At 58.3% G+C, this 13,078-nt stretch carries 10 protein-coding genes; 1 reads left to right on the forward strand and 9 read right to left on the reverse strand.

Features of this window, described 5'->3' with window-relative positions; translation table 11 throughout:
* Nucleotides 1-3: 3 nt before the first annotated feature.
* A complete protein-coding gene (locus AC2D8U_RS07935; RefSeq protein ID WP_484618508.1) occupies nucleotides 4-1,887 on the forward strand; it encodes an alkaline phosphatase PhoX in 1,884 nt (627 codons plus the stop codon).
* A gap of 444 nt (nucleotides 1,888-2,331) precedes the next feature.
* Here AC2D8U_RS07935 and AC2D8U_RS07940 read toward each other — a convergent pair whose 3' ends face one another.
* The 9 genes from AC2D8U_RS07940 to AC2D8U_RS07980 form a co-directional block, all read right to left on the reverse strand.
* On the reverse strand, nucleotides 2,332-2,838 hold the full coding sequence (locus tag AC2D8U_RS07940; RefSeq protein ID WP_484618509.1) for a DUF2878 family protein: 507 nt from the start codon (nucleotides 2,836-2,838) through the stop codon (nucleotides 2,332-2,334).
* Nucleotides 2,835-4,073 carry a class I SAM-dependent methyltransferase gene (locus tag AC2D8U_RS07945; RefSeq protein ID WP_484618510.1) on the reverse strand — a complete coding sequence of 413 codons (1,239 nt, stop codon included), beginning with the start codon at nucleotides 4,071-4,073 and terminating at the stop codon, nucleotides 2,835-2,837. Before AC2D8U_RS07945 ends, AC2D8U_RS07940 begins: the two co-directional genes overlap by 4 nt.
* Nucleotides 4,070-4,825 (reverse strand): DUF1365 domain-containing protein, encoded by a 756-nt coding sequence (locus AC2D8U_RS07950; protein WP_484618511.1) that lies wholly within the window; start codon nucleotides 4,823-4,825, stop codon nucleotides 4,070-4,072. Before AC2D8U_RS07950 ends, AC2D8U_RS07945 begins: the two co-directional genes overlap by 4 nt.
* Entirely contained in the window at nucleotides 4,822-6,111 is a 1,290-nt protein-coding gene (locus AC2D8U_RS07955) for an NAD(P)/FAD-dependent oxidoreductase (RefSeq protein WP_484618512.1), read from the reverse strand. The genes AC2D8U_RS07950 and AC2D8U_RS07955 overlap by 4 nt, the downstream gene beginning before the upstream one ends.
* Complete coding sequence (locus tag AC2D8U_RS07960) at nucleotides 6,108-6,839, reverse strand: SDR family NAD(P)-dependent oxidoreductase (protein ID WP_484618513.1); 732 nt, start codon at nucleotides 6,837-6,839, stop codon at nucleotides 6,108-6,110. Before AC2D8U_RS07960 ends, AC2D8U_RS07955 begins: the two co-directional genes overlap by 4 nt.
* Nucleotides 6,836-7,291 (reverse strand): nuclear transport factor 2 family protein, encoded by a 456-nt coding sequence (locus tag AC2D8U_RS07965; protein ID WP_484618514.1) that lies wholly within the window; start codon nucleotides 7,289-7,291, stop codon nucleotides 6,836-6,838. The genes AC2D8U_RS07960 and AC2D8U_RS07965 overlap by 4 nt, the downstream gene beginning before the upstream one ends.
* 373 nt (nucleotides 7,292-7,664) lie before the next feature.
* Complete coding sequence (locus tag AC2D8U_RS07970; protein ID WP_484618515.1) at nucleotides 7,665-9,383, reverse strand: sulfatase family protein; 1,719 nt, start codon at nucleotides 9,381-9,383, stop codon at nucleotides 7,665-7,667.
* A 340-nt stretch (nucleotides 9,384-9,723) separates the two neighbouring features.
* Nucleotides 9,724-11,766, reverse strand: a complete 2,043-nt coding sequence (locus AC2D8U_RS07975; RefSeq protein WP_484618516.1) for an FUSC family protein — start codon at nucleotides 11,764-11,766, stop codon at nucleotides 9,724-9,726.
* A 31-nt stretch (nucleotides 11,767-11,797) separates the two neighbouring features.
* On the reverse strand, nucleotides 11,798-12,967 hold the full coding sequence (locus tag AC2D8U_RS07980; protein ID WP_484618517.1) for an FAD-dependent oxidoreductase: 1,170 nt from the start codon (nucleotides 12,965-12,967) through the stop codon (nucleotides 11,798-11,800).
* Between the last annotated feature and the right edge of the window lie 111 nt (nucleotides 12,968-13,078).

Below are 13,078 nucleotides of genomic sequence, written 5' to 3' on the forward strand. Positions count from 1 at the left end.
ATCATGACTAAATTGCGATACCCCTTGCTGGCCCTAGCGACAAGCGTGGCACTCACCGGTTGCTGGCAAAGCGATCAGGATCAGCCGCCCCCAATGGAAGAGGTGCAACCGCCGCAGTTTGAACTGCCTGGGGACAAAGGCACGCTGATGCGCCTGGCCTCCGCACCGCTGCGCGCCGAGTTTTCCGGCATGCAGGTCACCCGCGATGGCCTGCTGCATTTTAATGTCAGCGGCGCCAATGACGAGAACTTTACGGATGATAAGCGCCATATCCTGCCAACCTTCGGCACCATAGAGCACTTAAACCTCTATCAAGTCGCCGCTGATCCTGCCAACCAGTTGGTGCAAGGCCGTTACGACTGGGCCGTACGCAAAACCATTAACCTGTTCGGTGGCCAACGCTATGCCTTCAATACCTGGGGCGGCAACAACGGCTTCGGTGAAATGGACGGCTTTGTCGACAGCGATTACAAAGACGATGCGGATTTGATCAGCCACCGCCCCCGCGGCAACGTGCTGCTGGAAACCGGTGAGGACACCGCCATCATGTACACCGCCTGGGGCGATCTGCCCGGCGGGATCAGCCGCATGGCGATGACCCGCAACCCCCTTACCGGCGGTTGGAACACTGACGAAACCGAGTATCTGGATCTGGCCGATATCGAGGGCACCGCAATGGGCGTCATGGGCGTTCTCAGCCCCTGGGGCACGCCGCTGTTCTCAGAAGGGCGTGGCATGGGAGGCGAGCTCAATAACCCGTCGGAGCGCACCGTGATCAAAACCGGACGCAACGCCCCCACCCTGCCGGAGTGGAATATGCGTCGCTTCGATGATCCCAGTATCCCAAGCTACGATGAAGCCGCCCGCATGGACATTGCCTTGGGGGCGGACACCTTCCCCAACCCCTACCGTTACGGTTATGTACTGGAGGTGCTCGACCCGCTGGGCACCCCGAAGGTGGAGAAGCGCCTGGCGCTGGGCCGCTTTGAGCACGACAGCCTGATCATCATGCCGGATCGCAAGACCGTCTACCTGACTCAGAACACCGCCGGTGCTTTGATGCTGAAGTTTGTTGCCGACGAGGCGGACAACCTCACCGCCGGGACCCTGTTCGCCGCCAAGGTGTACCAGGATGAAGGCAAGTGGCGCGCCCACCCCGCCGTCACCGGATTTGATCTGGAATGGATCGAACTGGGCCACCTGGACGAGCAGGTGATCCGCGCTGAGGGCTGGATCGAACAATACGACCACATCGACCTGTTTGATTATGTCGAGGAGCAAAGCAGCTACCTGACCCCCTTCGATATCGAAGCCTGGGCGCGCGGCGATGCCTTCTACCCGACCCTCGCCGAAGGGGGCAATGCCATCACCTCAGGTCACCCGATGGACGACCGCATTCTCTACCTGGAAACCCGCCAGGCCGCGGTGATGCTGGGCGCCTCAGCCGACTGGGTCAACCTCACCGGCCTGACCCACAACTACCAGCGCAACAAGAAGGCGCTGTTGGACACCGGAGAACTGGAGCAGGAGGTGGATCGGGCGGTGGCCTACGTCTCCGTGCCAAGCTTCAGCAAGAACATGGTGTGGAGCAGCGGTGATATCTACCTGTGGGACAAGAACGGTCAATGTGGCGGGATCTACGAGATGGAGATCGACGCCAACTTTGATATCAAGCGGGTTGAGCCTGTGGTGATGGGCGGCGACTACCCCCACTACAGCGATTTCGCCGCCTGTAACGAAGACCGGGTGTCCCAACCTGGGGAGATGCTGGTGATGGACGACGGCCGGGTGTTGATCTCCGAAGTGTTCGCCCCCATCGGCGACGGCGGTCAGTTCAACAACTTCCTCTGGTTGTGGGACCCCAAAGGCCTGAAGTCCAAAGACTGAGCAAGACCCTATCAAGGCCCCTTCAAGGGGCCTTTCTCCTTTCAAAACACTTAGAGTTCGTATGACATACGCCTTACCATTGCGTACTTCAACGCTGCCGTGTGCTGCCACCGCGCTCGTACTAGCCGCCCCCGCTCTAGCCACACCGGCCCAACGCCCCAACATCATCCTAATCTACCCCGACGTTCAGGGGATGGGCGATGTGGGTTATCACGGATACAAGGACGTGATAACCCCAATATTGATACCTTAGCAGCCAGTGGCATCCACTTTCCCCACGACTATGTATCCGCCTAGGTCAGTGCGCCATCGCGAGCCGAACTACTCACCCAGGTCTAACAGTAGCGGCTGGGGATCTACGGCAACAATCACATAGAGATCGGCCATGATCAGCCCTTTCTTATGAACATGGTCAAGCTCCCGAGTGGAACTTCAGTCCTGCTGTCATCCGCCCACAGCCCCTTGGCCTGGGCTACGCCCTCCCCTGGCCTGGATTCGAAGGAGACTGTGGATCAGGTAGCCCAGCGCTCCCCAGATCACAAACAGCAGCATGAAGGTCGTCTCCCAGCCATGGGGCCAGATCACCGCATCTAGCCGCCATCCAGCCAGGTAACTCAAACTGCCACCCAGGGCCGAGCCCAGCATCAGTAACCAGCCCGGATAGCGCAGCAGCGTATCTCGCATCCACCATACATAGGTGGCAAACCCCAACCAAAGAAATGCCAACCACAGGGGAAGTTGAGGAAACGCAAACAATCCCAATACAGTGAGAACAGCATCGACGGCCATCCCGACCGAGCCCAGCAGCAAGGTAAAAGGCAATGCCGATGGCTGTACCATCCAGAGCAGAACCAGGGTAATGAACAGGGGAACCGGCCACCGCCCCCAGACCGCCATCAACCAAAACAGGTTAAACCCCAGTGAGAGTAGTAATATGGCGCGCCCGCTCATGGCCGGCCACCGGTTCGGCTCAGCAGGAGCTGCACGGCGCTTACCGTACGCTCTTCGAAACCGCCCTCGCAATAACACAGGTAATAGCGCCACATTCGAACAAAGCGTTCATCGTATCCCAGAGCCGCAAGCTCACCCTGATGCTGATTGAAGCGGTGGTGCCAGTCCGCCAGCGTGCGAGCATAGTCCAGTCCCATATCATAAAGATCCCGTATGACCAGATCAGAGTGCTGGGTGAATACCTGGGTCAGTCGGGTGACGCTCGGCAAGAACCCACCGGGGAAGATATGCTTTTGGATGAAATCAACGCCCTGGCTGTACTTTTCATCTCGCTGGTCGGCAATGGTGATGGACTGCAGCGCCATCAGGCCACCGGGCTTCAGTAGGGAATGGCACTTGGCCACATAGGTATTGAGGTAAGCCTTGCCGACCGCTTCGATCATCTCGATGGAGACCAACTTGTCGTATTGCCCCACCAGATCCCGATAATCCCGCTTGAGCAGGGTGATCCTATCCGTCAAACCCGCTTTAGCTACCGCCTCTTTGGCCCAGTCATACTGTTCTTGCGATATGGTGGTCGTGGTAACTCGACAGCCGTAATGCTGCGCAGCATGGATCGCCATGGCGCCCCATCCCGTACCGATCTCCAACAGATGGTCCTCAGGCTTGAGCTGCAATAGTCGACACAACCGCTCCATCTTATTGAACTGTGCCTGAGCCAGGTCATCTTCCTCGTTCTCGTACAGGGCGGAAGAGTACAACATGCTGGGATCCAGGAATCGGCGGTACAACTCGTTGCCCAGATCATAGTGGGCCGAGATGTTCTGAGCGGCTTGCTCCTTGTGGTTGCGGCGACGCCAGTGTTGCCACTGCTCCTTGGCTCGCACCAGCCATCCCATGCGGCTCTCCAGCCGGTCGATCACGGCCAGGTTACGAGCCAATACGCGAATGACCCGCGTGAGATCCGGTGAATCCCACCAGCCATCGATATAGGCCTCGGCAGCGGCAATGCTCCCACCACTGAGCAGTCGGCGATAGAGTTCCGGATGATGGACAACCACTTGTCCCATCAACTCGCTCTCCTCTCGCCCAAATTGGAACATCTCGCCATCGGCCTCCCGCCAATGTAACCGGCCGAACTTCAGGCCCTTCAATAACCCCAACACCAGCTCTCGCGCCAGGCGCTGTGAGCCACTGATCGGACTGAACCAGGGTGACGTCTCACTCTTAATCATCTTAAAGCCTCGTCATCTTTGCTGGAGGGATGGGGATAAAACGGCACTCGCTTGCACCATAACTTCAACGCCTGCCAGTAGATCCCGAACACGACCTTGGCAGTGCTGATCGGTGTCCGTACCATCAATCGGCCCAGCGTGGCGCCATCGAAGGGGTGCGCCTTGAGTTGCAAGGTGGCATCGAAGACCAATCTCTCCTGCTCTTCGACCTTGAGATCGAGCAGTACCCCCTTACCGGGCGCCTGCAGCCGCCATCGGTACTGCTGTGCCATGGAATTAAAAGGAGAAACGTGAAAGGCCTTCTCACACTGGTACCCTTCCTGGGGCCAGCGATGGGCCGCCGGCACCACATAACAATGACGTTGATTCCAGGGAGTATTACTGACCTCCACCAGAGTCTGTTGCCAGGTGCCGCTCTCGTCATACAGGTAGTAGAGATTGATGGGGCTGAAATACAGGCCAAAGTAACGCAGCTGACACAGCACCATCACCTTGCCAGTGAGTCGCTCACCTGTGAGTTCAAAGACCCTGTGTTGGGCCTCTTCTTTGAGCCCACGTCGACTGTTCAGGTAATCGCCACGCCGAAAACTCGCCGGCGCCCAGCGCCCCAGGCCAAACCCCCTTACGGTACTCTCCAGCTGTTCTAGCTCGTCAAGATCCAGTAAGGCCATAAAGAGTGGATAGCGAAACTTGTGTTCCGCCGGCACAAAACGCCGATGCCGAACCCATCCCACGCAAAGTCGGCTGTTCATCCCTGTGCCTCCTGAACGCCCGGTGAAGCAACCTGCTGCTGGATCGCATCCACCACATCCAGCGCACTGCGCACCCCATCTTCATGGAAGCCGTTATGCCAGTAGGCACCGCAAAACCAGGTGCGATCTCGGCCATTGATCTCATCTCGCCGCCTGGCCGCCGCAATGCTCTGTGTGGTAAAGACCGGATGAGCATAGGTAAAGCGCCGCAAGACCTTATCCGGATCGATCTTGCTGCTCTGATTCAGGCTGACGCAGAAGGTTTCCGGCGCATCGATCCCCTGCAGGATATTCATGTTGTAAGTCAGCGTGGCGCGACGCTGCTCCCGAGGGATCCCCTGCTCCACCTTCGCCCCCAGATGGTAATTCCAGGCCGCCCAGGCACGCCGATATCGTGGCAACAGCGATGTGTCTGTGTGCAGCACCACCTCGTTGTCCTGATAGGTCATTGCCCCAAGAATGGTCTGCTCAGCCTCACTGGGTTTCGCCAACAGTCGAAGCGCCTGATCGCTGTGACAGGCAAATATCACCTGATCGAAATCGTGCGTTCCCCGGGAGGTTTCCAGGTGAATGCCATCCGGTCTTCGAACCACTTTGGACACGGGCGTGCTGCACTGCACCCGAGCGCCCAGCACCTTGATCATGCGCCGGACGTATTCTCGTGAGCCTCCGGGGATCACAGCCCATTGGGGACGATCACGCAGATCCAGCAGGCCATGGTTGAGGAAGAAGCGCAGGAAGAACCCTAACGGGAAGGCACGCATGTCCGTCAGGGTGGAAGACCAGATCGCCGCGCCCATGGGCAGCAGGTAGTTTTCACTCAGATCTTCACTGAAGTCGTGCTGCTTGAGAAACTGGCCCAGCGTCCCCAGTTGAGTCGTTTCGGCAGCCTCTCGCGCCAGACGGTTAAACCTCACGATCTCCCCGATCAAGCGGTAGAACCGCGGACGGATCAGGTTTCTCGGCTGAGCAAACAAAGTCGTCAGACTGTGTCCGTTGTATTCCAGGCGTTCATCGTCGTTGCGCACGCTGAAACTCATCTGGGTTGGCTGACCATCGATCCCCAGTTCGCCAAGCAATCGCTCAAAGCGCGGGTAGGTTCGATCGTTAAACACGATGAATCCGGTGTCGATGGCATAGTCTCCGCTTTCCACAGACACATCCACGGTTGCCGTATGCCCCCCAACATAGTCGTTAGCCTCGAACAGGGTAATATCGTGCTCTTTGTGCAGGTACCAGGCGCAACTCAATCCCGAGATCCCACTGCCGATAATAGCGATCTTCATGCCGTTTTCTCCCTCAAACGCATCGCGATCGCACGCTGCCATGAGATCGGTAAGGTGGCGATAAGTTTCAGTAACAGGGTAAAGCGCCGTGGAAAGTGGATCTCCGCTGCGCCTCGTTCGATGCCACGTCGGATCCGCTGTGACGCTGAGGCCACATCGGTCAACATCGGCATGGGGAAGTCATTACGGTCAGTCAGCGGCGTCTTGACGAAGCCGGGACTTGCCAGAGTAACCTTGATCCCGCGGGAGGCCAGGGTCGCCGCCAGGGTATTGGCCAGATAGGCCAGGGCCGCCTTGGAGGCGCCATAGGCTTCCGCTCGAGGCAGGGGAAGGTATGCAGCGCTGGAGCCGATAAACACCAGGCGATCACCGCGCTTCATTCTGCCCTGAAGAGCCTTGAGTACCTGCAGTTGGCCAAAAAAATTGGTCTCGAATACCCGCCGAAACAGGTCAACGTCTACCTCACCATGCTCAATGTACTCACAGGTTCCGGCATTGAGGATCATCAGTTGTGGCCAGGGCTCAAGATCAGCCAGAGCGGTTTCCACCTGCTCGGGCTGACAGATATCAAAGACCAGGGGCGTGATACTTGCCTCCGTCTCGGTTAACCGTGCCAAACGTTGCTCATTACGTCCACAGGCCAAAACCTGCCAGCCACTGGCCGCGTAGTCCCTCGCCAACTGCTCGCCAATGCCTGAGCTGGCCCCGGTGATCAGCACCCGCTTCATTGCCCCAACCTCGCCTTGATGCGCCGGATCAACCCACCGAGTAGGGGCACACCTTCGTACAGCATCTGGCCGAGATCAAAATGGTCCCTGTGCTCAATCACCAACCCGTTTTCAAAGCGTAAAAAGCTCGCCCCGGGGATCGCGCGAACATGGCCCGCCGCCAGGCTGGGGTGGGCCAGATGCAGCGTCCATTGCAGGGCTGCCTCATCACCCTGCTCCAGGCTCTGATGCACCTCGAACCGGCAACTCTCGACGCCTTGGTAGAGACCGGCAAAGTATCTCTTCAGGGGCTGGAGCCCTTCAATATGGTGGGCCGGATCGATAAACCGGACTTGAGGGTGATACACGGAGTCCAGCAGATGAAGATTGTCGGCATTGAGCTGCTGATACAGCCCGATAAACCTTTTGACCGGGCTGTCTTCAACTGGACGGGGTCTAGCCTGAGAAACCATTGAACCTCCTGCGAATGCTTATCCCATCGATGCAGTGCTGCTTTACGCTCCTTGGCAGCCATCTCCTCAGCCTGTAATGCGCGACGCTGGCACTGAGTTGTTTTCTACTACGATGCACAAGGTGATACAGATCACACCTATAAGAGAATAAAACAAAGCAACGGGTTATCTCAGCCCCCTCGATTAAGTCCTACAGAAGCAAACTTGTTGCCATCACCCTGTGTCATGACGGGCTCCCAAGTCCTTCGCTAATCAAGATGGAAGGAACAAGTATGAAGTACCCCACAGCGCCAACTCTTTTGGGTACAAAAAAAGCCGGCAGGTGCCGACTTCATTCGTCGACACCTGCCGGCCCTGTGATCCGAAGGAAGGCTTACTTGATCAGTCGCTTGATCTTGCCGTTCTCATCATAGCTGTGCGGGAACATCTGTTTCAGATCGTATTTCGCGCCCTTGTATTCATCCAGCACCATGTCACGCCACTCCTCCATCGGCGGTACGTCGTACTGAGCTTCCAGCGCTGTAAGGCTGGCCTTCAGGCGGGCGATCTCACCGGCGTATTCCGGGTTATCGATGGCGTTGTTGATCTCCAGAGGATCTTTCTCCAGATCGTAAAACTCCCACGCATCCCCAGGGTGGTAGAAGTGCATCAACTTGTAGCGGGTATCCCGAACACCATAGTGACGATGCACCGAGTGGAAACCAGGGAATGCATAGTAGTGGTAGTAGAGGGCGTCACGGGCCTGCTCGTCGTTACCGGCGAGCAGATCAACCATAGACTCACCATCGATCTCCGCATAAGGCTTAACCTCGGCGTACTCCATAAAGGTCGGAGCGTAATCGATGTTCTGAACCATGGCATCCACCACGGTACCTGGCTTGATCTTGGCCGGGTACTGGATCACCAGCGGAGTACGCAGGGACTCCTCGTACATGAAGCGCTTGTCGAAGAAGCCATGTTCACCGGTGTAGAAGCCCTGATCCGAGGTGTACACCACGATGGTGTTCTCGGTCAGGCCGTTGGCATCCAGGTAATCCAGTACCTCACCGACGGACTCGTCCACCGAGATAATGGTGGCCAGGTAGTCCTGCATGTAACGCTGGTACTTCCACACCGCCATCTCTTCATCGGACCAGTTCGCTTCGTTGGCGTTCATGTAGTCGTTACGTGCCTGGTAAGCATCATCCCACTCTTTGCGCTGCTCTGGAGTCAAACGGGCCAGCAGGTGTGGCCAGATGTCCTGACGCCACTCGGTCTCGCCCACGCCCGTGGTCATCTTCAGATCGTGACCTTCCTGCGCGTGCAGGTAGATGGTCATCTCCTGAGCTGCCGCGGCCTCACGCCCCTCCCAGTTGTCGAAGTAGGTCTCAGGCACCGGGAACTCGACGTTCTCGAAGGTACGGGTGTGGCGCGGTGCCGGCATCCAGTTACGGTGCGGCGCCTTGTGGTGCATGATCAGGGCAAACGGCTTAGACGTATCGCGCTGCTTATCCAGCCAGGTGATGGTCTTCTCGGTGATCATGTCGGTGGTGTAACCGTATTCGGTATGCACCCCCTCCTCGGTGATCCAATCCGGGTTGTAGTATTCACCCTGATCGTTGAGGATCTCCCAGTGATCCAGCTTGAAGCCTTCCGGCGTCAGGTTGATGTGCCACTTGCCGATGGCCGCCGTGTTGTAGCCGGCATCGTGCATGGCGTTAACCCAGGTATCCTGAGAACCATCAAAGGTTTGGCCGTTAAAGTTAAAGCCATTCTTGTGGCCGAACTTACCGGTAAACATGGCGGCACGGGAGGGGCCACAGATGGAGTTGGTCACGAAAGAGTTGGTAAACAGCGCACCATTTTGAGCAATGCGATCGATGTTCGGGGTCGGCGCCAGCTCTGCCAGATCGGCGCCATAGGCGCTCAGCGCGCGCACCGCGTGATCATCGGACATGATGTAGATGATGTTGGGCCGCTCAGAGGCGGCCGCCGCGGCCGGAACCTCGGAAGACTGCTGGGCTGGGCTACAGGCACTAAGGCTGACGACACTCAGCGCGCTCACGGCAGCACCACTGGCGCGTAGCGGCCAGGACGTTTGTTTCGGGGACATATCTTTTCCTTGAGAAAAATGGCCGCCTCAACAGCCCCACTGGAACCATCGAAGTGGCAATCGCTTTCTTGTTATTTGAATACCGAGCTAGAGCCATGGCGGGTGACCTGCGAAACAGCGCTCCCCCCAGTCAAAGCAGCCCTTATAAGTTCTGCTCTCATAATCAAGCCAGTAAACCTCTTGTGGGAAAAGTACAAGTAACCAAGTTCGCAAACAAGATCAACAAACTAATTCAGAAAACGCTGGCATTGTCATATCTGCGCTTGCCCCCCAACGCTGGCCTGAACTACGCCGCCTCGAGTTGAATAAATGAAGAAAAACAACAACGCCTTCCTGCCGTTCAGCCCTCTTTCTGGGGCGGTACGGCTTTAACGATCTCATGCATCGCCTGGTAGCGTTCCAGCACCAAGGAGAGCTGGTAAACAGCAAACCCGCGGCGATCCGCCGAGCTCTCCTCGAGCCACTGGCTAAGCCACTGCTGCTCGCTCGACAACGCCGCACTCCAGCCTCCAGCCTTACCCGACATCACCTGACCCAACTGGCCATAGGCGCCATCAAACAAGGTTATAAGCCGTTCAGCCTCCGTGGGCGAGAACTCAAAACCCTTCAATGTCTGGGGAAGCAAGGCATTGATATGGCCCATGGCCCCTTTATAGAGCGCCAGCAAAGCGGTGCTATTGGCCGCATCCGCATAACCGGGCTCCTGCTTCATCTGGGACAGGCTGGCGGTCAAGGCGATCCCCTGTTCGTAGGCAAGACGCCGGGCGCGGGCCAGTTGCACCGGTTCCACCGGCTTACCAGACAGACGCGCCAGCAGCAGTTGCAGATAGCGATGCAAGTTGGCCAGGGCGACACGACGCAACTGAGCCTGACGTCCACCCTGCCACTGAGGCCAGAGGTAACGGTAAGCCAGGAAGATCAGGGCACAGCCGAGCAAGGTGTCGATCAGGCGCGCAAACAGGACTTCGTAACTGGCGAGCCCAAGATACTCAAACGCCAACATCAGGATCAGGGTCACCCCGGCGGTGGTCATCCCATGATGGACCTGCACCAGGGTCAGGGTAACGGGTATCAGCAACAGGATCGCCAACAAGGCTCCATCCCCCCTCAGTCCCAAGGCGATGGCAGCCCCGGCGACCAGGATCCCAATCAGGGTACCTGCGGCCCGTTGCCATACCCGGCTGCGCGTCGCCACATAGCTGCTTTGACGCACCATGATGATGGTGATCAAGATCCAGTAACCATTGTCCATTGGCTGGGCAGCGGCGATCATCATGGCGGTTCCAAGGATCAACCCCAGGCGAACCGCCCCCCGCAACACAGGACTGGACCAGTGCATCATCTTGCGCCATTGGCCCCACCATGACTCTCGCTCCTGGCCCAACAACTCCCTCTGATACAGAGGCGCAACCCGACTGACCAGGCGGGTGATCCGCTCCGCGTTATTGGCCAAATAACGAGCCACCAAACCCTCCCGATCTGCCCTGGCACGCTCCTTCAGGGCTTGATGGAGGGCTTGGCTGGCTGCTTCCGCCGCATTCCCCGGACGGATGTCCCGATTGGTCTTAAGTGCCAGGCTCAACCTCAGCAACTCGGCAGACACCTGTTGGGTCCACGCTTGGTACAGAGGCAACATGGTGTCATTAACCAGGACCCGCTTGGCCAGCTCAGGCTCGGGGATCGCCTGCAGTCGCTCCTGCAGATCCACGGCCGCCATCAGGGCACTGCGCAGCGGCGCCACCCCTTTTTGCTTCTGCACCGCCGCGAGTTGGCGCCGACTCGCGGCCAGGAGATCCCCCAGGGTGTCATCAAAATGGGCAGGCAAGGTGCCCTGGCGAAGTTGCTCTGGTCGTTCCGCCATCATTCGAGCCAGGTGAGCATAAGTCTTGGCCAGGGCCTGTCGCAGGGGCAGTTGCCGCCATAGACGATACCAGAGGGCCGAATAGGCCATCAGCCAGAGATTGGCCAGGAGAAATCCTAGGGCAAGCTGCCAGGGGGGGTAGAGCTCGGCTGTCGCCAAGCCAGTCACCGCCATCACCAGCACCCCCATCCCCAACCGCCCGGCCAACTCTCCCCAGGCGGCAAAACTGGCCATTAGAAGGCCGGCCAGGGCAAACCAAAGGGGCAGCCACTCGGGACAGTGGAGTGCTATCGAAGCGCTTGTCAGGCTGGCGATCCCAAAACCCAGGCTGCCCAGGACGATGCGGCGCAGCCAGAAGGAGGAGGGCTGATCCAGTGCCGAGACCAAAATAGCCGATAGCATCAACAGGGCCACCGCCGTCCGCTCGGCCTGGCCAATGGCCAGACCGAACAGCATTGCCAAAACCATGCCCGATGACAGCCTGAGTGCCTGGTTGATATGGGGATTAAACCAGAAGGTCACAGTAACTCCCTGTTAACCGACGTCCGCACGATCAGGAGAGCCCCATGGCGTAACGCATCACCTGAGTCTTCACCGGCCCACTGCGCTGGGCAACGCCCAACGCCAAATTTCGGGCCAGCTTCAGCGGCAGGAAGTCGTTGGAAAATGCGTTATAGAAGAGATCCATTGCCGACTGCATCATGAGGTTGTCCGGCCGTCGGCGACACTGATACTGAGCCAGAACATCCCGGTGGCACCACGCCTGCTCCTTGTTTTTCGCTTCCGATAACACCCGGGCCAGGGCCGAAACATCCTTAAAACCCAGATTCACGCCCTGTCCGGCCAATGGGTTGATGGTGTGTGCCGCATCCCCCAGCAGCACCATGCGACCGGCAAAATAGTCCTGGGCATGGCGCCGAACCAGAGGGAAGGAAGCCAGTTCGAGGATCTCAAAATCACCGAGGCGCTCGGGAAAATTGTTCTGGATCTGAGCCTTTAGCTCGGCTCGAGCAAGACGCTTAAGCCCGGCTATCCGCTCGGGGGTGTCATACCAGACCAGGGAGCCGTGCGGTCCGACCAGGGGCAAAAACGCCCGAGGTCCATCGGGGGTAAATTCCTGCCAGGTGATCCTCTGCTGTGGACACTCGGTGCGTATGTTGATGGCCAGGCAGTGGTGCCGATATGCCCAGCCGGTGAGCCCGATCCCCGCCGCCTGCCGCACACGGGATTCGGCCCCGTCACAGCCCAGCATCAACTGGCCCTGAAGGGTACGTTCACCCAGGGTCACATAGGCGCCCTGCTCATCCTGCCAGAGGCGCTCGGGCGCTTCCCCCACCAAGAGTTCAACCCGATCATGGGCGGCCAGCGCCTGCCACAAACCCAACTGGACCACCCGGTTTTCAATGATATGGCCCAGGTGCTCATGACCGATCTCCTCGGCCCTGAACGCCACTTCGCTCTGTTGCCACTCCCAAGTCGCCAGGGTGTCATAGGGTGCCAGACGCATACGCTCAATATATGGCCAGGCCCCAAGCTCTTTGAGCAGATGCTCAGACGCGGCACTGATGGCGCTGACCCGCAGATCCATCGGTTGCTCGGGCGCGTACGCCTCCGGTGCCCGGGCTTCGATCAGCGCGATGCGAAATCCATGTTGGGCCAGGGCGCAAGCGGTCGCGGCCCCAACCATGCCGGCTCCGACGATCAGCAGATCGTATTTTTCCATCTCGGTGGACTCCTATACTTCCATGACGCCAGTGTACGCCACAATCCACCTCAGGATCAGCCATCAAGGCTGTTGCGAATGCTTTGGGTGGACGCTTTTTTCATCCCATCC

This window comes from Ferrimonas sp. YIN67, from assembly GCF_057219095.1.